Consider the following 26,103-nt stretch of genomic DNA (forward strand, 5'->3'; position numbering starts at 1 on the left):
CGCGGTTACACGCAAGCGCGCCCGACCGTTACTCGGCATCCGCATCGAAAATCGACGGGCCAATCACCAACGATTCCGCCAGTAACGTTTCGTTATATAGCTTCATCACGTAGCTTTGATACTTCACTTCCCGTTGAGAAATCATGTCTAAATATTGCCGTTCCTGTTCCAACGCGTTCATGAACGCCCGCATTTCCAATTCCTTTTCCGCACCGGTAAATTCCGGTCGACGCACAACCTCCAACCAGGCCTTCGCGAAGTCGCGCGTGCGGGTGCGTTGCTTTTGGGTCATCAGGTCGAAAATAACCGTCCGTTTGACGTTGTCCGGCAAATACATCGCCTGCACACTAGCAATCGCCCGGTGCACCATTTCAACCCGAATTCGGTCAACTTCGGCACTCGCCTGCTCGTCAGTGACGTCCGGCTTCAGTAACCAGCGGAATACCAAGGTCGGGACGACCATGCTCAAAATAATCAGCACGCTGGCCGCCATCAGCACTAAGTTAAAGTCGGCCCGGCTGACCGCCGTCTCAGTCAAGGTATAGGCTAACGCTAACGTGACGGCACCGTGAACCCCACCCAATGCAAAGATCCAGGCCGCCCGCCAATCAAAGCTCAGGCGCCAGTGGCTATAAAGTAACCGCACCAGCACGTTGGTCGCGTACAGAACGTCACCAATCAACAGCCACTGACCAGCCCCCGCGGTCATCCGCGGGTCCCGCAACAAGTTAACGAACATAAAGCCCAGTACAACGAACACGGTACTGTTGAACATTTCCGTAATCATGCCAACGAGGTCCTCACCAAAATGAATTTGTTGTGGGTTCGTGAAGCGACTGCGTTCGGTCTCCGCGTTATGCACCAAGCCAGCGCAGACAACCGCAATGATGCCCGATACGTGCAGGGCTTCGGCCGCCGCGTAAATCGCAAACGGCGTGGCAATGTAGATCAACGTCGCGGCGTTTAACGAATTATACGACGAGCGCACCAGGATTTGGCGAAACAGGACGACCACCCAAGCCGTTACCAACCCAAAGGCGACACCCCCGCCAGCCGAAATTAAGAAATCGACCACCGTTTCGCGCACGTTGATGTGGCCGTTCGCGTACCAGAGGACCGCCATGTTCAGTAAAATAATGCCGGACGCGTCGTTAAACAGCGATTCCATCTTCAAATATAAACCTGCCGTTCTGGGCATCCTACGCCCATTACTAACCGAATCCATCGCGGTCGCGTCGGTCGGCGTACTAATGGCCGCCAACACAAACGCCAGTGGCAATCCGATTCCGGCCACCGCCCAGACGCTAAAGCCGGCCACAATCAGCCCGAGTAGGACTAGCACGACCGTCATTTGAATAATGGATTTTAGTGCCCGCCCCACGGCGTTTAACCGCGTCGCCTGGCCTTCAAAGAACAGTAACGGGGCGACGATCATACCGATAAAGACTTCCGAACTAAACTGTTCAACGTGACTACCCAGCGCCGGCACTAAGCATAGCAGGGCCCCGACCGCCATACTCACGTAGTTGACCGAAACCTTCGTTAGTACCCGTGATAAAAAGACGCTGACGGTCGCACCGGCCAGTAAGATCACCGTTGATAATAATAAATGCACGTTGGTCACCCCCGATTAATTAATTCACCGAATATATTTATACCATTAATACCACTGGCAAACCCTAATTAAGCCTTCCAACTAACAAACGGCCACCCCGCCGCGTGGCAGAATGACCGTTTAGCATAACTTATTTTATTTTTGGTAACTGTTCTGCATGAACTGGAATCGGAGCGGTCCCCTCATCAATCAAGTTTTGGATTCGAGAAAAAAGCATTAAGACCCAGCCAAAGGCCAGTGCAAACGCCTGAATCTCAAAAGCGGTCAGTGACGGGTAATTGAACCAGCGGAAGCCGAAGTTCAGCACCAGTAAACCAATACCGATTCCGTACGACAGCCATAAAAAGTCCTTAGTCACATTCGGCAATAACCAGCGCACCCCGACTACCAATAAAACCATTAGGGTAATCAGTCCGCCAGCGACCGCGTCGTGTAAGCCGTGGAAGGTCGCATTATTCGGAAATAGCCCGACCGCGCCCACGTCAATTGCCGTCAGCGTCAATAACACCCGCAGCGTTGACGTCCGCCAGTCGCGTGGATAAAAGCGGCTGAGCGACACAAACAGGTAGTCAATTAACGCCACCATCAGTAACGCCGAAAACATCAGCGTTAGATTGAACTGCCAAGCGTTACGAGCACTTTCCGTTCCTAAAAAGCTCAGGTTATGTTGCCACCAGCGCCGTTGACCGTTAGCCGCCATCGAAATCACGCAGCCGGTAATAATCACCACCACTAAGATGGTAGAAAGTGTGCGGGCGTTGATGGTCAACGCAGCGCCAATCATAAAAGCGTCGGCAAAGTAGGTAAACAGCACCACCAACAGCAGCGCCGTCACCCGGTCAAAGACGACCCGCGGGAAAAGGAGTTCGAACACCCAAAACGCACCAACTAGTGCGAACGCCAACATCATGACGAACGCAATCGTAATGACTGGGAAGTTCCGCCAGTAAACTTGGCGTGAAAAGCGGTTATCCGGGTCGTTTCGAGTCCGAATGAAGAAACCGATAAAGAGCAGCGCACCAGTCACGACGCCAGCCACGATCGTCAAACTAGCGACCGACTCCGAACCGGTCAAGCCGACCGGACCAATCCCCCGCACCCACCAATAAACGTAACTAGCCAACCCGGCTGCCCCGGCAACAATCAGCGGCCAAATCAGTAAGTTCCAAAACCGTTCCGGCCGGTCACGGTTAGCATTACCGAGCACCAAGCCGTCGTCTTTCACCTTTACTTGTAACGCGTCTTGGGGGTCGATTCCCGCCCGCTCTAACGCCGACACGGGAATCGTGACCCGCACCCGCGGTTCTTCTTCCACCATTACCTATTCCTCTCTTAACTCAATTATTCAAAGACCATTTGGTTGCGATAAAGCTCGGCGTAAAAGCCGTTTGCTTGCAACAACGCGGCGTGATTCCCCTGTTCAATAATCGCACCATCCTTTAATACCACAATTTTATCGGCATTCAGGATAGTTTTCAACCGGTGGGCGATCACAAAGCTGGTCCGCCCCTGAATAACATTATCCATCGCCGCCTGAATTTTCGCTTCGGTCACGGTGTCAACGTTGGAGGTCGCTTCATCCAAAATCAGTAAGCGCGGGTTGGTTAAAATCGTCCGCGCAATCGACATCAACTGCTTCTGCCCCGCCGAAAAGACGCTTTGTTCGTCAGAAACCAGGGTTGAATAGCCGTCCGGCAAACTTTCGATGAAGTCATGAATGTTGGCCTGTTTGGCCGCGTCCACGACCCGCGCCATGTCCGCCGTTGGTTCCCCGTAACGAATGTTGTCCGCAATCGTGCCGGTAAAGAGTTGCGGTTCCTGCAACACGATACCGACGTTTTCACGTAAGACGTTCAAGTCAAAGGTGCGAATATCGGTCCCGTCAAAAGTAATTTGACCGCTATCAACGTCGTAGAAACGGTTCAGCAAGTTCATCACCGTCGTTTTCCCAGAACCGGTTGGACCAACTAAGGCGACCATCTCACCCTTATGCACGTTGATAGTAATCCCATGCAGGATTTCCTTGCCCGGCAAGTAACTAAAGTAGACGTCGTCGATTTTCAATTCGTGTTGAATCCCGTCCAACTGGCCGCCATCACGCGGATTAACTTCGTCCGGTTGCTGACGAACTTCGTCGACCCGGCGTGCACCGGTAATCGCCAACTGGATCATGCTGTATAAACTCGTTAGCGACATGATTGGTTGGTAATATTGCTGGGCGTAGTTCACGAACACCACGACCAAGGCTAAGGCCGCCCCCTTCGACATGCTGCCGTTCAACGCCAGCCAGGAGCCGAAGAAGATGACGATGGCCGTGTTCAGCAAGGACATCCCCTGCATCAACGGGTTCAAAATTCCCGACCAGATTTGACCGGACAAGGCCGACTGCCGAACCTTGGCGTTGTAGCCGCTAAAGCCCTTGATTGAATCGGCCTGTAAGCCGTTAGTGATTAAAACTTTCTGACCGGTAATCTGTTCGTTGATGTACCCGTTGAGTTGACCGATATCGTCCTGTTGCTGGTTAACGGCCTTACCGGCTTTGCGCATCACGAACGCCGCGATAATTAACGCAACCGGCGTCGAGGCCATCGTGACCCAGGCCATCGTTGTATTTTGGTTGAACATCACGATCAACAACCCCACAAACTGGGCGACCGCTAACAAAATTTCCAATAACGCCTGGTTCATCGCGTTAAAGATGTTATCAAGGTCGGAGGTGAAGCGGGCCAAAATATCGCCGTCACTGTGAGTGTCAAAATACTGAACCCGCATTCGCTGCATCTTGCGGAACAGTCCGACCCGCATCGTACCCGTTGAGTAGGCGGTCACCCGCGCTAAAATCAAGCTGGAAATAAAGATCGAAGCGGCGTCCCCCACGTACAACAGTACGTAAATGACTAGGGTGTGGTTGAAAGTCCCTAAACTGGCCTGCGCACGGGTCGCCGGGTTGGTCCACTGCGATAAGTAAGTGGTCAACTCTTCGACTGCCCGGCCGAGGTAGGTCGGTGCAATCACGATGCACCAGGTCGAAAAGGCAATTAATAGCGTACTTAAAATAAAGCCGCGCCAATACTTCTTTAGGTAGTGCCAGTAGTACTTACCGGCGTTTTTCAAATCGCTCATTTAAGCCCCTCCTCACGTGCCTTTTGAGTGGCGTAGATTTCTTGATAGATTCGGTTAGTTTTCAATAAGTCGCGGTGGGTCCCGCTGCCGCTAATTTGGCCATTATCCATGACTAAGATTTGGTCAGCACGAATGATCGACGCAATTTTTTCGGCGATCACCACGGTGGTCGTCGTCTTCAAATCACGGTCGAGCGCTTCTTGAACCAACTTCTCTGAACGGGCGTCCAGCGCGGAGGTCGCGTCGTCTAAAATCAAAATTTCCGGGTTGGCAATCACCCCACGGGTAATCGCTAGCCGCTGCTTTTGGCCCCCAGAAAAGTTTTGCGAGCGTTCTTCGACCGGTGCGTCGTACGTCCGCGGCAGTCGTTCGATAAATTCCGACGCTTGTGCGACGTTGGCCGCCCAGCGCATGTGGTTCAGCTCGGCGTCCGGACTAACTTGTTTTAAGTTACCGGAAATTGTTCCGGAAAATAGCGTTGACCGTTGTAGGACGTAAGCGACGGTCGCCCGTAAGGCCTTTTCCGGAATCTGGCGCACGTCGACCCCGCCAACTTTGATTACACCGCTATCCGGATCATACAGCCGGGCAATTAATTGCGCCAACGTGGTTTTCCCGGAACCGGTCGCACCAACGATGCCCAACATTGCGCCCGCCGGTGCCGTAAAGCTGACGTCCCGTAAAGTTGGTTGGTCGTCGCCCGGATAAGTGAAGGTCACGTGCTCAAAGCTGATGTCGCCCTTCAACGGGGCGTCGTCACCTTCAACGTAAGTCATGCTCGGTTCCGTTGTCAGCACTTCCTGAATCCGGCCGAGCGAGATGAACGCCCGCGACGCAAAGGTCATCAGGAAGCCCCCGTTGATAACGGCGTATAAAATTTGCATTAAATAAGAGATAAAACTGGTGATTGCCGCTAAGTAGCCGGGATGGGTGGTAATGTTTTGACCAACCAAGTAGACGGCCACTCCGACCGCCAAGTTGGCCGCCAGAAAAAAAATCGGCATTAAAATCGCGAACCAGTAACCAATTTTAGCCGTGACCAACGTTAAGGCGTCGGAGGCGGTTGAAAACTTTTTAATTTCGTTTGGTTCTTGAACGAACGATTTAACGACCCGAATCCCCATCAAGTTTTCGCGGGCCACGGTGTTGACGTTTTCAATATTCTGTTGGGTCTGAGCGAAGTACTTGGTCATCCGCTTGACCGCAATCCAGGACGCCAACAAAATGACGACCATCATCAGGACGATCACCCACCACTGTTCCGGCATGGTCACTAACGCAAGGATCAGCGCCCCAGCAAACAGTAACGGAATCCGGGTGATTTGTTGGAACCCGGCCATCACGATTTGTTGGACCTGGTTAATATCGTTGGTCATCCGGACCACTAGGTTGGACGCCGAGAACTTCTCAACGTCGGCGTAGGCAAACGATTGAATCTTTGCGTACAAGTCAGCCCGCAAGTCGGTTGCGACCCCCAGTGCCACCCGAGCGGAATAAATCGTGTTGACGATTCCGCCGATAATCCCTAAGGCGGCAAGGCCTAAGAGCATCAGCCCTTCCCGAAATACGGTTTGTTGGTCATTTGCAATGATCGCATTCATCACGACTTGTAACAGTCGCGGTTGCCATAACGTCGCGAAGACTAGAACGATTACCGAGAGTAATGCAATCCAGACGTCCACGCGGTAGCGTTTAAAGTACGTCATCAACACTTTCATAATTCATTCCTCCTAAAAAGCATCTGCTCTTAGCCTACCCGAATTATGACGGTTCGACAATCAATATATAATTATTTTTTAATCTCGATGATAATACTGATAATTTCTAAAAATAAAAAGCTCGTGACTATTAATCACAAGCTTCCAATTGCTCACCTTAAACTAAGTGGTGAGCGTGTTTTTTATACCAAATCCAACCGATCAGACCGAACAGGATCGGGCCGACCAGCATCCAAATCGTATTCTGAATCTTACCGGTTTCCAAAATTGGTTGAATCAACGTGAAGACGTTGGCGCCAAGCACAACGATGAAGACCGCCCAGCTGATGATCTTAGTCCAAGTCAACGACTTGTAAACCACGAACGGCTTGGCAATGTCCTGGTTGGCCTTGAACTTCGGGAAGGCGTATAGCAGGAACAAATATGGCAAGGTCATCGACACGTTGGCCATCAAGGTCAAGACGTTGTAGAACGCCGACGCGTCCGGCGTTGCAAACGACGCAACCAGGATAATCACGATAACGATCGCACACTGAATCGTCATGGCGTAACTTGGCATGCCGTTCTTATTCAACTTAGTAAATTTACTTGGCCACAGTGACTTCGGCGTCCCCATGATCAACGTCTTGAGCGGTGAGTAGGTCAGCGTAAAGAACGCGCCGCTATAAGCCAAGAACATGCCCAAACCGGTGTAGCGGGCAAACCACAGGCCGAGCGTGTTGGCCGCCGCGGCGCTTAAGCCTAACGACTGTCCCAACACGTAGCCGAGGTTGCGCATCATGACGTAACTAATGTTTCCCATGTTCGTTGTCGGGTCGGATAGGACCGCCTGCCAGTTCGTACTGATTCCCCAGCAGAAGATGCCCAAGCCGTAACCGATCGTAATCACGATGGCGGAAATGATAATCCCACGTGGGAAGGTCTTTTCCGGATTCTTTGTCTTATCGACCATCCCACCGAGGACTTCCAAGCCCCCGTACGCGAAAATCGCAAAGACCGCGAAGCCTAACAGGCCGACCGGATGTTGATAACTCGGGTTCGGTGACGTTAAGACGTGCGTCAGCGGTTGGGCAAACTCACCGTGATTTAACGCTAGGATGACCCCAGAAACAACCAGGAGAATGGCAGTCAAACTCGTCACCGCTAAACCACCTAGGTTGGTGATCCGGACGATGCCCTTCATCCCCTTGATTGAAACGAAGGTGACCAGTACCATCCATAGACAGGATAAGATCCCGATGACCTGGGTAGCATTGAGCCCCATCATCGCGAACTTCTGGGTCTGGTCGCTCCCAAAGAAGGTCGTCGTAAACGGAATCCAAACCTTCGCCGAGGTCGAAACCAACCAAATAATATAAGACGCGAACCACATGAAGGTGCCGACAAAGGCAAACTTCGCGTTAACGCTCACTTCCAACCACTTATACATCCCACTGCTATCGGACTTGATGGCGGCCCCGTATTCGGCCATCATCAGCGCAAACGGAATGAAGAATAAAATTGCGGCAATCAGGTAAAACAGAATTGACGAATACCCCATTAAGTAGAAAGCAATCGTTCCGTTCGCAAACCCGAACACCGTCGTAAAAATCATCATAACTAACGCCATTAGCGTAATTTTCTGATCATTTTTTTCTGACATATTTTCGCCCCACTTCTTTTTTCATTGCAAACCCGTGTGAAAACGGTTTTATACTTCTAATGATAAGCGACCGTTCGAATAACCGGATTTATTTTTAATGAAAAACGAGTAATTTTTCAGTGTGAACGTTCATTAATAATTAACTCAGTTCACTAGTTTTTCTGTTCATCTTGTTTAACAGAGCGGTAACGACTCGTTAACAAAACTGCAATATAAGGGTTGTATGCTAGTCAGCGTTGGGTTATTAATCTAAACGAATGGGGAAACTACACTAATGAAACGTTTAAAAATCAAAACAATCTTATTACTCGTCGCCCTTGGCTGCGTCGTCGGCCTGGTCGCCAACGTCGCCGCCAGCTTCGTCCCGCAAGTCGCGGTTACCGCCGAAGCTAAAACCAAGAAGAAAACGAGTCAGGCTAAAAAAATTAAGAAAATCAACGCCCACCTCTCAAAAAAACAGCGGGCCGCTAAGAAGTGGATTGCTTACCGCGAATCGGGTTACAGCTACACTGCCCGTAACGGCAAGTGTTACGGCCGTTACCAACTCTTGCGTAGCTACTTACACGGCGACTATCGCCGGTCAACCAGGAACGCCGCTCGAACACCTACGTGAAGGGCCGCTACGGCAGCTGGATCAAGGCCAAGAAGTTTTGGCAACATCATCACTGGTATTAATAAAAAAATGCTGGCAGAAGTTTCTGCCAGCATTTTTTCAGCAATTAGTGCTTGATCTTATCATAGTTAACGGTAAATTCGGGTTGCTTGCCGTTCGCATAGTCAATGACGGCTTGGGCAGCCCCCTGGGCAACCGCACGCATCGCTTCAACCGTCGTCCCACCAATGTGCGCCGTTAAAATGGCGTTCTTGGCAGTGAACATCGGGTTATCAGCTTCCGGCGGTTCGGTTGCGAAGACGTCCAGTGCGGCGCCAGCGATTTCACCGCTGTTAAGCGCATCAGCTAAGTCGTGTTCGTTGACGATACCACCGCGGCCCGCGTTGATAACGAAGGCGGTTGACTTCATTTCGGCTAACTGGGCCTTACTGATCATGTTCTTAGTTTCCGGTGTCAGTGGCATGTTGACCGAGATAAAATCGCTGGTGCGATAAAGTTCGTCCAGGTCAGTCAGCATTGGAATGTCGGCCTTTTTAACGTACGGGTCGTAGGCAACGACGTCCATGCCGAGTGCTTGGGCTAAGCCCTTGATTACCCGCCCGATACGACCGAGGCCGAGGATGGCGAGCCGCTTACCGCGAACTTCGTGACCATTTAAATCATTCTTAACGGCTAGTCCCGGTAACGAAGCGCCCTGCTCGTTAGTAATCTTGCCCGCTTGGAAGGCAGCGTTCGACTTTAAAATCCGCCGGCTCAGAGTCAAAATCTGGGTGATAACGTATTCGGCAACCGAGTAGGCGTTGGCACCGTTAACCCGGGCGACCAGGACCTGGTGCTTGGTGGCGTCGTCGATATCGACGTTATCCACGCCGGTCCCGGTCCGCGAAATAATCTTTAGTTGGTCCGCCTGGTCGATGACCGCGTTCGGCAACTTGCTGGAGCGCAGGATCAAGGCATAGGCCCCCTGAATTTCCTTAGTTAACGTTGCTTCGTCAACGCCGGACGCCACTTGGACGTCGAAGCCGGCCTTGGTCAGCATGTCGCTAGCCGTTTGATCAATTTTTTCACTAATTAATACTTTTTTCAATTGGTGCCAGTCCTTTCAAAAATTAACGTACGAGTGCCGGACGCTTTGGATCGAACTTCCAGCCAGGAATCAAGAATTGCACGGCTGCCGCGTCATCACGGGCGCCTAAGTGCTTGTCGATGTATAACTGGTTGGCCTTCTTAATCGCATCCAAATCGATGTCGACGCCGAGCCCTTCGTTGGTTGCTGGAACCTTAACTTGACCGTCACGAATTTGGTAAGGGTTCTTAGTCAAGTTTTGGCCATCTTGCCAGATCCAGTGCGTATCGATATCGAAGACGTCACCAGGGGCAGCAGCGGCGGCGTTAACGGCCATCGCTAACGAAATGTCAAAGTGGTTGTTGGAATGAATCCCCCAGTTCAAGCCAAATTCGGAGCAAAGTTGCGCAACCCGAACGGCCCCTTCCATCGTCCAGAAGTGGGAATCGGCTAACGGAATCGAAACGGCGTTCAGCGCAATGGCGTGTGACATTTGCCGCCAGTCGGTATCGACCATGTTCGTCGCCGTTGGCATGTGGGTCTTCTTCTGGAATTCAGACAGGATTTCACGGCCAGAGAAGCCGTCTTCAGCACCACACGGATCTTCGATGTAATGGAGCACGTCCTTCATTTCGTCCGCGTACTTCAAAGCTTCCTTCAGTGACCAGCCACCGTTTGGATCCAAGTCCAACTTGGCATCTGGGAAAGCCTTGTGGAGGGCCTTCATCACTTGCACTTCGTCTTCACCTTTTAAGACCCCGCCCTTAAGCTTGAAGGTCTTGAACCCGTAACGGTCGTAAGCCGCCTTGGCTAACTTGACGATCGAATCGGCATCCATTGCCGGCTTACGGCGTAACTTGCCCCAGGCGTCGGAGTTATCATCGTTTTGTAAGTAAGGTAGATCCGTCTTGTTGGCATCACCAACGAAAAATAGGTAGCCCAACACACCGACGTTTTCCCGTTGTTGGCCGTCGCCTAACAAAGCGGCAACTGGGACGTGGAAGTGCTTCCCAATCAAATCAAGGAAGGCCGTTTCAACGGCGGTTACGGCGTGGATCATCTTCCGTAAGTCGAAAGTTTGGTTGCCACGACCACCAGCGTCTAAGTAACCGAACTTAGTCCGCATGTTTTGCAAGATACCCTTGTATTCACCCAGCGTCTTACCGACAACTAAGTCCTTGGACTTTTCCAAAATATCGGTAATGGCTTGGCCACCAGGCACTTCACCGACCCCGACTTGGTCTTCGTTAGTCGTTAACACGACGATGTTACGGGTAAAGTACGGGCCGTGCGCCCCACTTAAGTTCAGCAGCATGCTGTCGTAACCGGCAACGGGATAAACGTCCATTTTGACAATTTTTGGTGTACTCATTTAAATACGCTCCTTTAATAAATAATCTGTAGTTTCAAATTAACGGAAAGCTCCTAAAGCTAAGCCAATCAACGTCCAAGCAATGCTCAGACCCCAAATTGGTAACATGCACTTCTTGATAAATTCCGGTACCGTAATCGCGTCGCCAGTCATGTTGGTCCCAATGTAAATTTGCGGTTGGGCAATCGGGGTCAACATCGCCCCCATGTTCATGAACAGCGTCACAACGACGATTTCACCGGGTACGTTGTAAGCCTTCATGATCGAAATCACGATTGGTAGCAAAACGTAGTACCAAGTATCGTTGGTGAACAGGAACATCAGCGGCGTTGAAAGTAGCGCGATAATGATGTAGACCCACGGGCCCAGCGATGATGGAATGACGTTGAGTAACACGTTGACCATCGCCTTCATCATGCCACTGTACTGCATAACCCCGACAACTACCCCGGATAACAGGATCGTCGGCATAACCGGCATCAGTGACTTGGCGTACTTCTTCAACAACTTATTTTGCATCTTGATGTTCGGGTAGTTGTAGGCAAACGCCACGACTAAGCCAAACGCGAAGACGTAGTACGACGGAACGGTCGGGAAGGCAACCAGGCAAAATACTAAGAAGATCGTGAATAAAACGTTGATCCAGAATAATTTTGGCCGGGCCAGTTCGGGATCGTCGTGAATACTTTCGGCGGCGTCCTGGTCGTTACTATCATCCGTAACGGCTTCCCCGGACTTCTTGTTTTGATGCTGAATCCGTAACCCGATAACGATCGCAATCACGAACAGCAGAATCGTGAAGACAACCTGGGTCGGAAACATCCGTGAGAACAGGCTGATTGTGCCCCCCTTGACTTCGGGAACCAACGAAGCGGCCCGCAACATCCGTGAGCTCCACGGCACGTCGAAGGTGTTGATTACCCCGAGGGTCGTAAAGAACATCAGCAGCATCGGACTCATCTTTAACTTCTTATAAAATGGTAACAAGAGTGGAATGGCAATAATATAAATCGACGTAATGCTGACGTCCAGGCCAACGATCATGGCGACCAGGATGGTCAGACTCGTCAAAACTGGCGGCGTAATGGTGACGTGCCGTAAAATCTTACGGACGATCTCGTTGAACAGCCCGGTATCCGCCATCATCATGAAGTATGGTAGTGAGAACAACATGATCAGGGCAACCGGTGTCGTCATTCCGAGTCCCTTTTCCAGCGCGTTCCCAAGGGCGGTCGGTGACATACCGACTAAAATTGCCCCGATAATCGGGATAACGGAAAAAGCGAACATCGTGCTGACTTTCTGTTTCAACAAGAGGTAAATAATAACAAACATCATCAAAAAGCCGATTATAGCAATGTATGAAGTGCTCAAGCGAATTACCTCCGTGCAATCAATTTGACATTGAATTATAATGAGCAAGCGAACTCAAAAAAATTCGGGTCGTGAGCCTCGCGGTGTGACCACCGCTTAATGAATCAGTGAGCATGTGTCGGTAAACTAGTTTGCCTCGTAAAAACGTTTTCAATATCATTGTAGGCAGCTAAGCCGGATCTGAACAGTGACTAAATGGACCCCTGCTGAACCGATTGTTCACTCCAACACAAAATTGATTGGAGAAAAACCGCTATAGAAACCACGAAACTAAAGACTTTTCTCGCAATTGCCACCTATGGTAGCTTTAAAGCTGCCGCTGACAAATTATTTCTTTCACCACGGGCAGTCTCCAAACAAATGAACCAAATTGAAGCTGAACTGGGCACGACCCTCTTCACCCGCGAAAAAAACAATACCGAACTGACCCCGATGGGCAAGCAGTTCCTAGTTAGCGCCCAGGACATCGTCAACAGTTACAACGCGGCGGTCAACCGCATCGCCCTCGAAAAACAGCAAAAAAACAGCGACCTGCAAGTCGGCTTCTCCTCCGCCAACCAGGCGCTGCTGTTACAAGAACTATTACGTGATTTTGTGCACGACCATCCCGAAATCAAGCTTAACTTCAAGGAAGAAAGCGGTCAGCGCTTAGCCGACCACGTTTCCGACGGGTCGCTGGACTTCGCGTTAACGCCTAATTACGACAAGACGCTGAGTTTAGAAGACGCCAACCTCTACTCGCAATCGATTCTGAAGGGTGAACTAGTCGTCGGTGTGAGTCAACTGAACCCCTTGAGCCAGCAAGACAGCTTCGACCTGAAGCAACTCGGCGCGTTAAAAATCCTCTACTACAGTCCGACCGATTCGAACTTCCTACAAAACATCTTTATGGACAAGTTCACCAATCAAATCGACCGCGCCCAGATTCGGCGGGTCGCTACCCTGGAACAACGCGACGTACTAGTAGCCTTTAACTACGGCGTCGGCTTTTACCCAAGCGTCTTCCTCAAACGCGAACGCACTAATAACCCGTTGATCACTTACTTACCGGTGACGGGGGCCGGCAACGCCGCCTATTCCGCGGACGTGTTATATAACCAGTATAACGACAAGGCCGCGCTTAAAACCTTTTTGGCCTTCCTCGCGGGCTGGCTCAAGCAGCACCCCGCCGATAAAGCCTAAAAGATGGTACCAACCGGCAAGGCGGCAAGTTGCCACAATCTGGGCTTGACTAATAATTATAGGAAAAGGCCGAGACAAAAGTCTCGGCCTTTTTGCATCTTCGTATGAGAATAATCGAAACGTGGTCCAAAAACTACGCCACCCGCGCACGGGTTTCAATTTTGGCTTTATTCAAGAGAACGGAACTGGTGACCACGGACAACGAACTGAAGGCCATGGCTAACCCGGCTAATTCGGGGCTTAATGATAAGCCGACCGCGAAGAATAACCCGGCGGCAACCGGAATCCCTAAAACGTTGTAGATGAAGGCCCAGAACAGGTTCAACTTGATTCTGTTGAAGGTCTTACGACTGAGTGCCAAGGCCCGGTCAACGTCACGTAAGTCGTTCTTAACGAGCACGATCCCACCAGCATCAATGGCAACGTCGGTCCCAGAACCCATTGCGATGCCAACGTCGGCGACCGTTAATGCCGGCGCGTCGTTGATACCGTCACCAACAAAGGCAACCTTACCGGATTTTTGTAACGCCTGAACGTGGTCCGCCTTATCACTAGGCAACACGTCGGCGATGACTTGGTCGATACCGACTTCGTTTGCAACCGCCTTTGCGACCCGTTCGTTATCACCGGTCAACATGACCGTCTTAAGACCGCGGGCTTTCAAGTCGGCAATCGCCTGCTTAGAAGTTTCCTTCGGCACGTCTTGGATGGCAATCATCCCGATGATCCGGTCATCCACCCCAACGTAAACGACGGTCTTACCGGCATCTTGCAGCGCAGCTTCTCGTTGTTCCATGGCGGCGTCAAACTTAAAGTCGGCCAGTAACTTATGGTTACCAACAACCGCTGTTTGACCGCCCAAGACGGCTTGAACCCCTTTACCTTCAACGGCTTGGAACTGCTGTGCCGTTTGGCCAGTCAGGTTCAACGCCTTGGCCCGCTTCAAGATTGCGGCGGCTAACGGGTGCTCGGAGGCTTCTTCAAGACTAGCGGCCACCGTTAAGACCCGTTGTTCGTCGCCGACCACGTCGGTCACTTTTGGTTGGCCTTCGGTGATCGTCCCGGTCTTATCAAAGACAACCGTTTTGACATCGTTAACGGCTTCCAAAACTTCACCGTTCTTGATTAGGACGCCCATCTTGGCACCGCAACCGGTCCCAACCATTAAAGCGGTTGGGGTTGCCAGACCCAGGGCACACGGACAGACAATCACAACAACGGAAACCGCAAAGATCAGGGCGTTTGCCAAGCTAGCGGCTAGGAAAACGTACCAAACTAAGAAGGTTAAAATCGCAATGATCAAAACGACCGGCACAAAAATATCGGAAACTTTATCAGTCAGCTTTTGAATCGGTGCGTGACTATTTTGGGCCTTCTTCACCAGTTCAACGATTTGCGCCAGCATCGTCTGGTCACCGACCTTGTTGGCCTTAAACAGGAAGGTCCCGTTACTGTTGATGGTCGAGCCAATCACGGCATCGTCGACGGTCTTTTCAACCGGCATACTTTCACCGGTGACCATCGATTCATCAACACTCGAGCTGCCCTTAATAATGACCCCGTCAACCGGGATCTTTTGGCCGGGCTTGACCCGTAAGACGTCACCGCTAACGACTTCTTCCAGCGGTACCCGTACGTACTGGCCGTCACGTAATACTTCGGCGTCCTTGGCTTGCAAATTAACTAATTTTTCGACGGCGTTCGACGCGTTATTGCGCATCCGTTCCTCGAAAACTTGGCCTAACAAGACGAAGGTCGTGACGAACGCGGCCGATTCGAAGAAGACCGGCTGACCGGTCGCCATCGCGTAAATACTATAGAAGTAAGCCGTCGCGGTCCCGATAGCTACCAGCGTATCCATGTTGGAATGGTGCTTGGTAAATGACGCCCAGGCACTCTTGATGAACGGCCCGGCCGAAACGACCATCACGACCGTCGTTAAAATCAACTGCGTCCAATCGCCCCCCGGCAACATCCAGCCGAACGGTATTAGGATCATGTTAGCCAGCATCGGCAACGAAAAGACTAATGAAATCCAAAAACGCTTGGTGATACTCATGGCTTAACAACCACCTTTCCATGAAACATGTCCATCCCACAACTGAACGTAAACTCGCCGCTCTTATCGGTGGGTACCGTAACCGTTTGCGGCTGGTCGAGCGGTAAGTCGGTGTTAAAGCCGAGCGCGTCGGAGTGTACAACGTCCAGACAACCCTGGTCACTGGTGCGGGTCAAGGTCAAGCTGGCCGGCACCCCTTTTTTCAATTCAACCGTTGCGGGTGCGTAACCACCGTTGACCGTCACGTTAATTTGTTGTTCCTTTTCCATGTTGATAACCCCCTATTTGATCGTTAGCTTGCCGTGGAACATGTCCATGCCGCAAGCCCACTGGTATTCGCCAGCCTTACTCGTATCAATTTTGATCGATTGCGCTTCGTTCTTAGGTAGCGTCTGGTTAATCCCAAAATCACTGAAAACGACGTGATCCAAACAAGTGGAGGAGTCGCGCCGGGTGAAGTTCAAGACGGCCGGCACGCCCTTTTTCAGGACAACGTTTTCCGGCGAGTAGCCACCGTTAACGTCGATATTGATTTGCTGCGTTTGGCCGTTACTTTCAGCACTAACCGCGTTAACGGTATGCTTACCGAAGAACCACCATAAAATAAACCCGATAATTACTAAGCCGACGATCAAGACAATAACTTTAACCATTAGAACTTCCTCCTACTCAAATGAATTTCTCTTTTATGTTTACAATTGTAAATAAACAGTTATTATCTTAGCGCCGCCGTTTACAGTTGTCAACGATGAAAAGCAAAAAAATACCTAACTTAGGTCAAACTCCCCTAAGCTAGGCATTCTTTCACTTATTTTACGCCGCTACTATTTAAAGTAAGCCCGCGTATAGTCGTTCTCACCAACGGCGTGGTACGTTACACCACTGAGTTGGTTATTGACAAGGTGGCTTTCGGTCATATTATACAGTGGCACCACGGCGCTGGTCGTGTTCAACCGTTCGGCCGCGGTCCGCATATTTTGCCAGTAAGCCTTTTGGTTAGTTGCGTTCTTGCCGTGCGCGGCACTGACTTGCTGATTGAAGACGGCATCCGCGTAGTGGCCGTAATTTTGCGGATTATTCTTCGTGAGGATGTCAAAGAACGAAACCGGATCGGCGTAGTCGGCCAACCATAGCGTATAGGTCAAGTCGTAGTTCCCGTTTTGAACCGCCGTACCGGACGCTTTAGCTGGAACCGCCGAAACCTCGACCTTCGCGTGTTGTAAGTGTTGCTTAACGGCGGCCTGGACAAACTGGTCAATGTTCTTGGCAACCGTCGTGTCCTCGCTGACCATCTTCAGCGTGACCGAGGACTTGCCAAGTTCTTTCAAGCCCTTATTCCATAATTTTTGCGCTTTTTGCACGTCGTAACGGTCCTTAGACTGGGTTTCGGTCCCAAAGTCCTTACCGGTAGTCGGGTCGGTAGCAAGACTCGGGGTCACGTAGTTGTAAGCCGGCGTCGAGCCGTCACTCAGCACGTTCTTAGTTAACGACTGCTTGTTCAAGACCAGGTTCAGGGCCTTGCGCAAGTTCTGGTTGCGAAGCGCGCGGTTATTTTGCATGTTCAAGCGTAAGTAGTAGGTCCCGGCCTTCTTAACGTGTTTCAAGTGCTTATCCGACTGAACCCCCTTGGCCGTCACACCGGTTACCGGCGCGTCGTCCAGCTTTCCTTGTGAAAAGAGGTTGTGGGCGGTGGTCGAGTCCTTGACAACTTGCATCGTCATCTTGTCGAGCTTGATCGACTTTTTAGCGTAATACTGCTTATTTTTAAGTAACGACCACGAATCGTTGGTCCCGTTCCAGCCCTTCACGGTAAACGGCCCGTTGTAGGCCATCTTCTGGCTGGTCGACCCGTAATCCTTCCCATACTTCGCCACCACTTTATGATCTTGTGGGAAGAAGGCCGGCATCGTCAACATCTTATCTAGGTACGGCATCGCCCGCGACAGGGTCACTTTCAACGTATGTTGATTAACCGCGGTGACGCCCAGCGTGCTGGTTGGCTTTTTACCGGCGGAAATCTGTTCGGCATTCTTAATCCCTTCGTAAATATAACTGTACCCGGACGTCGACGTTGAGCTGACCGAGCGGCGCCAAGCGGTCACGAAGTCTTGGGCGGTCACGGCATCGCCGTTATTCCACTTTGCGTTCTTACGGAGGTGGAAGGTGTAGGTCTTACCATTGTTAGTCGGTTTAACCACCTTGGTCGCCATCGCACCGACGACCTTGTTATTGGCGTTCATCCGGTAAAGGCCTTCCATTGATTGCTGAAGGACGTTCCACTGGGTCAGTTGAGCGGTGTTCGACGTATCCAGTGATTGTAATTCGGTATCCTGCATCAGGTGCAAGGTCTGCTGCTTGGACTGGGCACTGGCATTGCCACAACCGGCGAGTGCGCCGGCCAAAAGCAATAAACTGCTAAGTAACGTTACGGATTGTGCTTTTTTCATATGTATGTCCCCCCACTAGTAAGTCGTGAACTGGTCGTTTTCAACGTCGGCTAAGTATTGCCCCAAGTTGTGGAAAAAGGCACTCGGGTTATCAACACTGTGACAATGGCCCCCGTCCGGCGTCAACACTAAGCGGGCGTGTGGTAAGGTCCGCTGCATCCGGCGGGCAACCGCCAGCGGCATCGTGTCGTACTCCCCAAACATCAGCAACGTCGGCAACGTGATCTTGTGCAGGTCCTGGCGGCGGTCCCAGCCGTTTAACGTCCCGACCATCACGAACTCGTTATTACCCTGAAAGTGGTTATAAACGGCGGTCGCGGTCGTCGGCACGAGTTGGCGCGGCCCGTTTTCCGGGTGGCGACAGACGAAGTGGCGGTTCAACACGTCAACCAGGTGCTGGTACTCGGGGTCATCGAAGGCCTCGGCGCGCTCAACGCCCTGCATATAGCTGACCTGGGCGGGCGTTAAGATTTTTTCGCGCAACGCGTTGACGTGCGGCGTGTACTCGCCAATGTTATCGATCATGCTCATGATGACCAGCCCCTTCAAGTGCTGACCGTACTTCAAGGCGTATTCCTGCGCCAATAAGCCGCCCCAGGAGTGCCCGAGTAGGTAAAATTGGTCGAGGCCGAGTTGTTGACGGACCTCCTCTAATTCGGACAAGTAATAGTCGAGGGTTAAATAGTGCTGATTTTCCGGTCGGCTGAAGTCCGGTTGGTCCGAGAAAAAGGAGCCGAGTTGGTCGTACATCGTCACCTGAACCCGATCCTCACCGAGTTCGGCGGCAAAGTTCTCAAATTCGGTATGGTTACTGCCGGGACCACCGTGTAGACACAGCAATTTCACCGGCCCGTGCCCGACCGTTCGCGTAAATAAGCGAAACCCGTTCTTTAGTTGTAACAAATGCGTACCCGTTTGCATAAAAAATCCCTCCAAAATAAATTTTGAGAAATAAAAAACGCCCTACATAAACCAATTACTTGATTTATATAGGGCGTCGCCGCGGTACCACCTATGCTTTGTCATTCAAAAATGACCTTAATTCACGTACGGTGGGAACCCCACGATACGCTAGCAAGATAATGGATGCCGCCATTAAGCACTGGCCAAAGGTTCGTGCTTACCACGATCAGGGGATTTTCGCGGTTGCGGCCGTTAAGCCCGTTCCACCAAACCGGGCCTCTCTGGGTAACAGCGACAACGTTACTTTCCTGATCATTGCGTTTATTTATTTTCTCATTGATATTTAATGGTTCTTAATCTAACACCAATTTTTTGGCTTGTAAAGGGCTAAGATTAAATTCAGCTTTCTGAACTTTAATCTTTATGGTAAGTCGTTGCCGGCCGCAAAGTAGACGTCGTACCACTCTTGACGGGTCAACGTCACATCAGCACCGGCACAACTTTCCGCCAAGTGTTGCGGGTTCATTGACCCTAAAATCACCTGCATTTTTGCGGGGTGGCGGATAATCCAAGCCGTTGCGATCGCGTTCTTAGTCACGCCGTACTTGTCCGCAAGTTCTTGCAACTTCTGGTTAAGTTCAGGGAACTTCGGGTTATCGATAAAGGTGCCGGCAAACATACCGTATTGGTATGGTGACCAGGCCTGAATCGTCATGTGGTGCAGGCGCGAGTATTCGATAATTTCGCCATCGTGGTTCACGCTGGCGTCATCCTGCATGTTAGTGTGCAACCCAAACTGAATCGGACCGGTGTGCATCACACCAAATTGTAATTGGTTGATCATTAACCGTTGGCTCAGCGCCGATTGCAAAAATTCGACCTGCATCGGGTTGAAGTTGGAGACCCCGAAGTGGCGCACCTTACCCGCCGCCTGCAGTTCATCAAATGCCGCCGCGACTTCCGCGGGGTCCATCAACGGATCCGGTCGGTGCAGTAAAAAGCTATCCAAGTAGTCGATCTGCATTCGTTGCAAAATCCCATCGACCGTCTCGATCAAATGCTGCTTCGAAAAATCGTAGCGCTGACCGAACACCAATTCACCGGAACTGCGCTTCGGGTCAAGCACGATGCCCCCCTTGGACTGAATAAAGAAGTCGTCGCGGTTCAACTTAGATTGTTTCAACGCCTGACCGAAGATTCGCTCCGATTCACCGTTACCGTAAATGTCGGCCGCATCGATAAAGTTAATGCCTAAATCGTGGACTTCTTCCAATACCTTGGTTGCGGCGGCCGGATCAAGCCGAACCATCCGCATGATTCCTAACGCTACCGCTGAAACTGGCAACTGCTGTCCACCGAGATTAATTTGACGCATTTTACTTAACACACTCCTTCGTGAAATTCATGACCATCAACGGTTCCACCGTAACACGATTACCCGCCGCTGAATATTTATTTGCGTGGTTTGTTAACAACCAGCCTGATCCGGGGTCGTCCCCTGGTCAAACGCCGCTAACACCGCGGCGCCATCGGCAATCTGGACGGCACGGTCAAGCACGTGAGCGTCATCTTTAATAAAGATGCGCCCTTGCCGGTAGCCCATCCGTACGCCCTGAGTGAGAAACATCAGGTCGTAGTTCGACGTCCATAAGTTCAGACCACGGTCGTTGCTCAACCGCACCGGGTAATCCGGGTCGGGTTGATCCAATACGATCAGCGTAAACTTGGTCCCAATCGAGCACGCCCCGCCGTGCAAGGAATACTTACCGCCACCGTCATCGGTGATCAACACCAGTTGACGATTAGTTAGGCCCTTGCGTTCAAGGATCGTCATTAAGTCGTTATCGAGCGTTACTTTTGTCATCTAACGCCACCCCTTTCATGGTTTCAGTTTACCATGCTTGTGAAATTAAGTGGTGCAGCGTATTCTAAGTCTAAAAAGGAGTTCAACTGATGAAAACCTATCAATTTAGCGCCACCATTCAAGCCGCCACCGTAGGCAAGGGCGGCGCCTACGTCATCTTTCCGTACGATCTCCGTCAAGAATTCGGGCGCGGGCGCGTCAAAGTTCACGCCACCTTTGACGATCAGCCGTACGACGGCTCGATCGTCAACATGGGGGTCCACCACCCCGACGGTAGTATCGCCTACATCCTCGGCGTTCGCAAGGACATCCGCACGGCACTTGGAAAAACGATTGGCGACACCGTCAGCGTGACCGTTCGCCAACGCGAAAAGCAAAAGCCAGTCGGTCAATCCCGACTGGCTTTTTACTTGTCAATTACTTAGTAAAGGTCCAACTCGTCGCTGGGGCTACGCCGGCCTTGGTCTTAACAACCTTGTTTTTAGCGTTGACCAGCTTAAACCTCTTGGCTGACGTGTAGCGCATATAAACCGTGTGCCGCTTTTGACCCTTGGCTTGATACGTTAACTTCCAAACGTTAGCCGTTTTAGTGGCGTGGGCTTGGTAGTTAGCGTACGCGACCAAGGTCTTTACCTTTTTGCCGTTCTTGTAGAGTTTCTGGTTAAAGCCCTTTTTGGTGCTGAAGGACCAAACTTGTTGATATTGCTTATCCTTGTTCGACTTCCAAGTCCCCGCGGGCGCCTTGATGTCGAACGACTTGGTTGCAGCCTTCTTTTTAGTTGTGGCTTTCGTAGCTTTCTCGGTTGTTTTAGCCGCAGCTTTTTTAGTGGTGGCTTTCTTAGTCGTTTTAGTTGCGGCCTTTTTCTTGGTAACAGCTTTCTTCTTAGTCGTAGCCTTCGTCTTCGTCGTTACTCTTTGTTTCTTAGTAGCAACTTGCTTGGCAGCCTGGACGTGAATAATTTCATAGTAATAAGCCTTCGTCTTCGGGTTCGTTGCGTAAACGTAAACCCGTTGTGAGGTTTTCAGCGTTTTCTTCAACTTAACCGTATACTTACCGGTTTTCGAAGCCGTGGCTTTGCCTAACGTCTTTTTAGCATTTTTGGTCGCCTTAACGGTGATCTTGGATCCCTTGGTTGCGGTCCCCTTCACTTGTTTGGTCCCGCTATAAAGTGCCTTGACCGACAACTTCGGACTTTTGACCTTTTTAGTTGCGGCCTGCGCCGTAACGACCCCATTAGTTGGTACGGTAACGGTGGTACCTAACGTGGTAACGGCCACCAAACTTGTTAATGCAATCATAATTTTTTTCATAATGATCTCCCCTTAGTGTAACCGGAACTCACCCGGTCTTGTTCGTACGTCTAGTAGTATACACGCATTATTACGGAAAGATTACAAATATTATATAATTTTACAAATTTTACAATTACTTAACAAGTTATTATTAGCACCTAATGTAACGGAACCTGTCAGTAACCAGAAGATCAAAAACGTGCCGCTTACGAGTTATCCACAGTGGACAACTCGTAAGCGGCACGTTTCAATTACGCACTTTTCCCCATTATAAACAGCCACCGGTTTGTTGGACGACCTTAGCCGCCAACTGATTGGCCTGTCGCACCGCCGCTGGCCAATCCAAACCCGCTAACAGTCCGGCCATCAGCCCGCCACAGTGGGTATCACCCGCACCGACCGTGTTGACCACCGTGGCCGTTTCCGCCGCGATCGTCCGGACTTGACTACCATCGTAGTAACAGGTTCCCTGCCGACCACGGGTAACGACCACTGGCCGCCGCGTGCGGGTATACAGGGCGGTTAACTGGTCCGCTAACCGCTCAACGCCCGGCACTAATACGGCTAGTTCCGCTTCGTTACAATGCACGACCGTTCCCGGTTGTAAAAGTTGTTCCAAAATGGCAGCCGACAATTCAGCCACCCGCGGTGACGGATCAAAGAATAGGTCAACTCCGGACTGGCGTTGCGCCAACGCAGCCAAGATCACCCGCGCCGAATCGGGCCGTTCCATTTCATAACCGCTCAAATAAACCGCGTCGTACCGCGTCCAGTCTAAGTTGACGAACCACTCCGGTTGCCAGCACTGTTCAATGCCGTTAACCGTCAAAAAGGTCCGCTCCCCGTCCGGTTCGACCATCGCTAAGTCCCAACCGTTATCGGCGCCAGTGACCGGTAACTGTAGCGCCACCTGGCGTTGCTGAAGGGTGCGCCGCACCAGGTCAGCGTACTGGCCGTTTCCAACCGGTGCGAATAGATCGGCCGAACTACCAGCCGCCCGCAACGCCCCGTGAACGTTATAGGCACAACCACCTAATTCGGTGCTGACCGGTTCGGCGGTAACGTCGCCACCCGATTGCGGTAACGCCGGCACGTTCACGACCACGTCAACGAAGACGGCCCCGACAACTAGCGCCCGTTTCATGAGCGAACCGCTTTCGTTGCAGTTTTCGCCTGCAGTTTAGCCACGAACATGCAAAGAATGGCGACTACCGCCGCAACGAACACGCCTAAACTATTATCCTTAAAAATCCCACGGGCAAACGGACCGGTCCAAATTGCGTTGTTCGTAAAGAGAAAGCCGGTCACGGTCGCGATGATCCACGACACGATGCCGCCCCAGTTATAGTGCACCCGACTGTTAGCCGCCATTAAGTCTTCGGCGTAGCCGTGCTGCCGGAACATCACGCTGTCACATAAGAAAATTGCGACCCAGCTGGCCAAGCAGATGCCTAAGAAACTCAAGAAAATTTCAAAATTAGCGAGGAAGTTTTCCGAAATAAACAGCACGTAAATCGGAATTAAAATGACGATCAAACCGTGAATCGTTAGCGAGACCGGTTGCGAAACGCGAATGCCAATCGTCGCTAAGTTGATCCGGGCCGAGCGTAACGACACGATACATTGCGGGACGAGTCCCCCGGCAGCGACTAAGAAGTAAATGACCCCAAACCAACTTGGTAACGCTGAATACATGACGCCGAACGGATCGCCGGTCGTGGCTAGTGACGGTTCGATCGTACTGAGCAGCACGCCCCCCGCCATTAGTAAGATCAACGGAACGGCACCACCCAGGGTCGTACTCCAAAAAGTTGCTTTGGCACTGGTACCCGGTTTGACGTAAGCCCCCCAGTCAGCCGCCGCCATTGACCAGGAAATCCCCGAACCGGCCGCAACGATACTGATCGCTGGTAATACGCCACTGACCCAACTCCCACTCGGTAAGCTGAGCGCCGCCTGCCAGTTGGCTTTAACCAGGAAGAAAATTAAAATGACGACCGTTAAGGCGCCAAAAATATAGCTTAACCACGTTTGAATCTTCCCTAGGGTGGCCTCTTTCAGCAGTCCTGACAGCAACACCAAACCACCAAAAATGATTAGTGCGATGGCCCGGGTCAGCCCGTTTTTCGGAATGTTCAGCACACCGTACATCGAAATCAACAGTAACGTTCCCGTAATCACGTTTACCGCCAGCCAGCCGACCATGTTGAACCAGGCGATGGCGTTCGGAATCTTATTACCGTGCGCACCGTAAGCCGCCCGACTGAGCTTGAAAGTCGTCACCCCTTCGCGCTGGCCAATCATTGCGACCCAGCCCGGGATTAAAAATGATAACCCCCCAATGATCGATGCAAAAATTGCTTGACCAAATGATAAATGGTAGGCGACGATCATCGCCCCAAACACAAACCCCATAATACCGACATTAGCCGCAAACCAGTTATAAAATAACTTGCTGGGCGTTAACGTCTTATCCGCCGTTGGTACTTTAACCATCTCTTTTTCCATGTTACCGTTTCCCCCAAATAACTATTTTAGTTAGTACTGTAAAATCTGTTGTGCATAACCCCGTAAGTCGTGTTCCGGATTTTGGCGGTCAATTAACCGGCACCAGCCGTCCGGAAAGGCCGCCACCCCCGTTTTAGCCCCACAAATTGCGGTCGCCATCGCACCAATCGTGTCAGTGTCGCCACCCAGATTGGCACACATAATAGCACAATCCTGCACGTCGCGGGTATAGTACGCGATGGCTAAAGCCGCCGGTACGCTCTCCGTTAGTGCCGTACCGGTGCCGACCACTTCATAGATTGCTTGGCTGAAGCGCGCGGCGTCCCCACGGTACCGCCGCGCTAGGTCGAGCGCTAAGTTGACCCGTGCTGGCAACTTAGCCGCCCAAGTTGGTGCCCCTAACTGGTACCCTAAGTGGCAGGCCCGTAACGCGTAACTCACCAAGTCGTCCCACGCGTAATCGGCCATCGCCGCCGTCACACTCGCTGCAATCAAGCAGGCGCCGCCAAAGGCAACGTCGCTGGAATGAGTGGTCCGGGTCACCCGCGTGACTAACCGCACCAAGTCGTCTAATTGGGGCGGCGTAAATAACGCCCCCAGCGGCGCAATCCGCATCGCTGCCCCGTTGGTGACCGCTTGATCCGTAATCTGCTGGGCGTCACGCCCGTCCTTCAACGCTAAAAGCACTGCCTTACTACTAGGACCCAAAATATTTTGGTTCCACGCATCGGCCGCCGTCGCCGAGTCAATGAGTTGGCGGGCTAATTCCGCCTGATTCGGCACCCAATTGGTGGTAATCAGTCCATCCAATAAGGCCAACGCCTGACCGGTATCATCCGTATACTGACCGCGCTGATAATTTTTCGCAATCGAATTGGTCCGCGGACCCGCTTCAAAATCCGTAACCGGTGTCGCAAACACCGTTCGGAGTGTTTCAACCGGCCACAACTCGGTCGGCATTCCGAACGCATCGCCCACCGCTTGACCGTATAACGTTCCCAAAACCTTGTCCCGTGTTCGTTCCATCATGTCCCCCATTTTTAACTCAGTTAATAGTTAGTGATTATCAACTAATTAAATTGGCTTTAGCCTAACAATCCAGTGTAAACAGCTGGTAAATAATTGGTAAATTTATTGTATATTTTTTCAATTTACGACGCACGTTAACCGTGACCGGTTACTCATAATTAATTACGGTAACGACTGCCAATTTATTTTTTAACTTGACGAATTTACAATTGAAGTGCAACAAATGATCAAAAAGAAGACTCACAGCCTGAGTCCTTGTAAAATATAGTCACCACAACTTACTTACAAGGAGGAC

At 51.3% G+C, this 26,103-nt stretch carries 21 protein-coding genes, 1 pseudogene and 1 other annotated feature; of the genes and pseudogenes, 3 read left to right on the top strand and 19 right to left on the bottom strand.

Going from position 1 to position 26,103, the window contains the following annotated elements; translation table 11 throughout:
- Positions 1 to 28 precede the first annotated feature (28 nt).
- From FFM82_RS07345 to yjeM, 5 genes are all read right to left on the bottom strand, one after another.
- The gene (locus FFM82_RS07345) at positions 29 to 1,615 is read right to left on the bottom strand and encodes a cation:proton antiporter (protein ID WP_137645213.1); all 1,587 of its coding nucleotides are present in this window, start codon (positions 1,613 to 1,615) and stop codon (positions 29 to 31) included.
- A gap of 130 nt (positions 1,616 to 1,745) precedes the next feature.
- On the bottom strand, positions 1,746 to 2,933 hold the full coding sequence (locus FFM82_RS07350) for an AbrB/MazE/SpoVT family DNA-binding domain-containing protein (RefSeq protein WP_137645214.1): 1,188 nt from the start codon (positions 2,931 to 2,933) through the stop codon (positions 1,746 to 1,748).
- A gap of 23 nt (positions 2,934 to 2,956) precedes the next feature.
- A complete protein-coding gene (locus FFM82_RS07355; RefSeq protein WP_137645215.1) occupies positions 2,957 to 4,738 on the bottom strand; it encodes an ABC transporter ATP-binding protein in 1,782 nt (593 codons plus the stop codon).
- Positions 4,735 to 6,456, bottom strand: a complete 1,722-nt coding sequence (locus tag FFM82_RS07360) for an ABC transporter ATP-binding protein (RefSeq protein WP_137645216.1) — start codon at positions 6,454 to 6,456, stop codon at positions 4,735 to 4,737. Before FFM82_RS07360 ends, FFM82_RS07355 begins: the two co-directional genes overlap by 4 nt.
- 157 nt (positions 6,457 to 6,613) lie before the next feature.
- Positions 6,614 to 8,098, bottom strand: a complete 1,485-nt coding sequence (gene yjeM / locus FFM82_RS07365; RefSeq protein ID WP_137645217.1) for a glutamate/gamma-aminobutyrate family transporter YjeM — start codon at positions 8,096 to 8,098, stop codon at positions 6,614 to 6,616.
- A gap of 274 nt (positions 8,099 to 8,372) precedes the next feature.
- Here yjeM and FFM82_RS07370 point away from each other — a divergent pair.
- Positions 8,373 to 8,773 (top strand): annotated as a pseudogene (locus FFM82_RS07370) (aggregation-promoting factor C-terminal-like domain-containing protein).
- A 44-nt stretch (positions 8,774 to 8,817) separates the two neighbouring features.
- On the opposite strand, the gene FFM82_RS07375 reads toward FFM82_RS07370, so the two are convergent.
- The 3 genes from FFM82_RS07375 to FFM82_RS07385 are packed head-to-tail and all read right to left on the bottom strand — an operon-like array spanning position 8,818 to position 12,523.
- Positions 8,818 to 9,798: a hydroxyacid dehydrogenase gene (locus FFM82_RS07375; protein ID WP_137645218.1), complete on the bottom strand. Its 981-nt coding sequence runs from the start codon at positions 9,796 to 9,798 to the stop codon at positions 8,818 to 8,820.
- 22 nt (positions 9,799 to 9,820) lie between these two features.
- The gene (locus FFM82_RS07380; protein WP_137645219.1) at positions 9,821 to 11,149 is read right to left on the bottom strand and encodes an enolase C-terminal domain-like protein; all 1,329 of its coding nucleotides are present in this window, start codon (positions 11,147 to 11,149) and stop codon (positions 9,821 to 9,823) included.
- Positions 11,150 to 11,188: 39 nt separating this feature from the next.
- Positions 11,189 to 12,523: an SLC13 family permease gene (locus tag FFM82_RS07385; protein ID WP_137645220.1), complete on the bottom strand. Its 1,335-nt coding sequence runs from the start codon at positions 12,521 to 12,523 to the stop codon at positions 11,189 to 11,191.
- A 255-nt stretch (positions 12,524 to 12,778) separates the two neighbouring features.
- Here FFM82_RS07385 and FFM82_RS13640 point away from each other — a divergent pair, with 255 nt between their 5' ends.
- Positions 12,779 to 13,705, top strand: a complete 927-nt coding sequence (locus tag FFM82_RS13640) for a LysR family transcriptional regulator (RefSeq protein WP_225425643.1) — start codon at positions 12,779 to 12,781, stop codon at positions 13,703 to 13,705.
- A 133-nt stretch (positions 13,706 to 13,838) separates the two neighbouring features.
- Here the strand turns inward: FFM82_RS13640 and FFM82_RS07395 are convergent, their stop codons facing one another.
- The 7 genes from FFM82_RS07395 to FFM82_RS07425 form a co-directional block, all read right to left on the bottom strand.
- On the bottom strand, positions 13,839 to 15,764 hold the full coding sequence (locus FFM82_RS07395) for a copper-translocating P-type ATPase (RefSeq protein ID WP_137645221.1): 1,926 nt from the start codon (positions 15,762 to 15,764) through the stop codon (positions 13,839 to 13,841).
- On the bottom strand, positions 15,761 to 16,033 hold the full coding sequence (locus tag FFM82_RS07400) for a cupredoxin domain-containing protein (protein ID WP_137645222.1): 273 nt from the start codon (positions 16,031 to 16,033) through the stop codon (positions 15,761 to 15,763). The genes FFM82_RS07395 and FFM82_RS07400 overlap by 4 nt, the downstream gene beginning before the upstream one ends.
- 12 nt (positions 16,034 to 16,045) lie before the next feature.
- The gene (locus FFM82_RS07405) at positions 16,046 to 16,417 is read right to left on the bottom strand and encodes a cupredoxin domain-containing protein (RefSeq protein ID WP_137645223.1); all 372 of its coding nucleotides are present in this window, start codon (positions 16,415 to 16,417) and stop codon (positions 16,046 to 16,048) included.
- A gap of 171 nt (positions 16,418 to 16,588) precedes the next feature.
- A complete protein-coding gene (locus tag FFM82_RS07410; protein WP_170178250.1) occupies positions 16,589 to 18,211 on the bottom strand; it encodes a peptide ABC transporter substrate-binding protein in 1,623 nt (540 codons plus the stop codon).
- Between the two features lie 15 nt (positions 18,212 to 18,226).
- Entirely contained in the window at positions 18,227 to 19,132 is a 906-nt protein-coding gene (locus FFM82_RS07415) for a proline iminopeptidase-family hydrolase (RefSeq protein WP_137645225.1), read from the bottom strand.
- Between the two features lie 66 nt (positions 19,133 to 19,198).
- Positions 19,199 to 19,439, bottom strand: a binding site (T-box leader).
- Positions 19,440 to 19,535: 96 nt separating this feature from the next.
- A complete protein-coding gene (locus tag FFM82_RS07420; protein WP_137645226.1) occupies positions 19,536 to 20,489 on the bottom strand; it encodes an aldo/keto reductase in 954 nt (317 codons plus the stop codon).
- Between the two features lie 93 nt (positions 20,490 to 20,582).
- Positions 20,583 to 20,978 (bottom strand): iron-sulfur cluster biosynthesis family protein, encoded by a 396-nt coding sequence (locus tag FFM82_RS07425; RefSeq protein ID WP_137645227.1) that lies wholly within the window; start codon positions 20,976 to 20,978, stop codon positions 20,583 to 20,585.
- 89 nt (positions 20,979 to 21,067) lie between these two features.
- Between FFM82_RS07425 and FFM82_RS07430 the strand changes: the two genes are divergently transcribed.
- Complete coding sequence (locus FFM82_RS07430) at positions 21,068 to 21,403, top strand: DUF1905 domain-containing protein (protein ID WP_137645228.1); 336 nt, start codon at positions 21,068 to 21,070, stop codon at positions 21,401 to 21,403.
- Here the strand turns inward: FFM82_RS07430 and FFM82_RS07435 are convergent.
- From FFM82_RS07435 to FFM82_RS07450, 4 genes are all read right to left on the bottom strand, one after another.
- Positions 21,396 to 22,289 carry an Ig-like domain-containing protein gene (locus FFM82_RS07435; protein WP_137645229.1) on the bottom strand — a complete coding sequence of 298 codons (894 nt, stop codon included), beginning with the start codon at positions 22,287 to 22,289 and terminating at the stop codon, positions 21,396 to 21,398. The genes FFM82_RS07430 and FFM82_RS07435 overlap by 8 nt on opposite strands.
- Positions 22,290 to 22,539: 250 nt before the next feature.
- Positions 22,540 to 23,415 carry a PfkB family carbohydrate kinase gene (locus FFM82_RS07440; RefSeq protein ID WP_137645230.1) on the bottom strand — a complete coding sequence of 292 codons (876 nt, stop codon included), beginning with the start codon at positions 23,413 to 23,415 and terminating at the stop codon, positions 22,540 to 22,542.
- Positions 23,412 to 24,779 (bottom strand): purine-cytosine permease family protein, encoded by a 1,368-nt coding sequence (locus FFM82_RS07445; protein ID WP_137645231.1) that lies wholly within the window; start codon positions 24,777 to 24,779, stop codon positions 23,412 to 23,414. The genes FFM82_RS07440 and FFM82_RS07445 overlap by 4 nt, the downstream gene beginning before the upstream one ends.
- A 30-nt stretch (positions 24,780 to 24,809) precedes the next feature.
- The gene (locus tag FFM82_RS07450; RefSeq protein ID WP_137645232.1) at positions 24,810 to 25,805 is read right to left on the bottom strand and encodes an ADP-ribosylglycohydrolase family protein; all 996 of its coding nucleotides are present in this window, start codon (positions 25,803 to 25,805) and stop codon (positions 24,810 to 24,812) included.
- Between the last annotated feature and the right edge of the window lie 298 nt (positions 25,806 to 26,103).

This window comes from Lactiplantibacillus plajomi (genome assembly GCF_005405405.1).
GTDB classification, from domain to species: Bacteria; Bacillota; Bacilli; order Lactobacillales; family Lactobacillaceae; genus Lactiplantibacillus; species Lactiplantibacillus plajomi.

Excerpts from the sequence above, each read along its gene's own strand:
- FFM82_RS07350 (WP_137645214.1), bottom strand. The coding sequence starts at position 2,933 with ATGGTGGAAGAAGAACCGCGGGTGCGGGTCACGATTCCCGTGTCGGCG.
- FFM82_RS07355 (WP_137645215.1), bottom strand. The coding sequence starts at position 4,738 with ATGAGCGATTTGAAAAACGCCGGTAAGTACTACTGGCACTACCTAAAG.
- FFM82_RS07360 (WP_137645216.1), bottom strand. The coding sequence starts at position 6,456 with ATGAAAGTGTTGATGACGTACTTTAAACGCTACCGCGTGGACGTCTGG.
- yjeM (WP_137645217.1), bottom strand. The coding sequence starts at position 8,098 with ATGTCAGAAAAAAATGATCAGAAAATTACGCTAATGGCGTTAGTTATG.
- FFM82_RS07380 (WP_137645219.1), bottom strand. The coding sequence starts at position 11,149 with ATGAGTACACCAAAAATTGTCAAAATGGACGTTTATCCCGTTGCCGGT.
- FFM82_RS07395 (WP_137645221.1), bottom strand. The coding sequence starts at position 15,764 with ATGAGTATCACCAAGCGTTTTTGGATTTCATTAGTCTTTTCGTTGCCG.
- FFM82_RS07400 (WP_137645222.1), bottom strand. The coding sequence starts at position 16,033 with ATGGAAAAGGAACAACAAATTAACGTGACGGTCAACGGTGGTTACGCA.
- FFM82_RS07405 (WP_137645223.1), bottom strand. The coding sequence starts at position 16,417 with ATGGTTAAAGTTATTGTCTTGATCGTCGGCTTAGTAATTATCGGGTTT.
- FFM82_RS07410 (WP_170178250.1), bottom strand. The coding sequence starts at position 18,211 with ATGAAAAAAGCACAATCCGTAACGTTACTTAGCAGTTTATTGCTTTTG.
- FFM82_RS07415 (WP_137645225.1), bottom strand. The coding sequence starts at position 19,132 with ATGCAAACGGGTACGCATTTGTTACAACTAAAGAACGGGTTTCGCTTA.
- FFM82_RS07420 (WP_137645226.1), bottom strand. The coding sequence starts at position 20,489 with ATGCGTCAAATTAATCTCGGTGGACAGCAGTTGCCAGTTTCAGCGGTA.
- FFM82_RS07425 (WP_137645227.1), bottom strand. The coding sequence starts at position 20,978 with ATGACAAAAGTAACGCTCGATAACGACTTAATGACGATCCTTGAACGC.
- FFM82_RS07430 (WP_137645228.1), top strand. The coding sequence starts at position 21,068 with ATGAAAACCTATCAATTTAGCGCCACCATTCAAGCCGCCACCGTAGGC.
- FFM82_RS07435 (WP_137645229.1), bottom strand. The coding sequence starts at position 22,289 with ATGAAAAAAATTATGATTGCATTAACAAGTTTGGTGGCCGTTACCACG.
- FFM82_RS07440 (WP_137645230.1), bottom strand. The coding sequence starts at position 23,415 with ATGAAACGGGCGCTAGTTGTCGGGGCCGTCTTCGTTGACGTGGTCGTG.
- FFM82_RS07445 (WP_137645231.1), bottom strand. The coding sequence starts at position 24,779 with ATGGAAAAAGAGATGGTTAAAGTACCAACGGCGGATAAGACGTTAACG.
- FFM82_RS07450 (WP_137645232.1), bottom strand. The coding sequence starts at position 25,805 with ATGGAACGAACACGGGACAAGGTTTTGGGAACGTTATACGGTCAAGCG.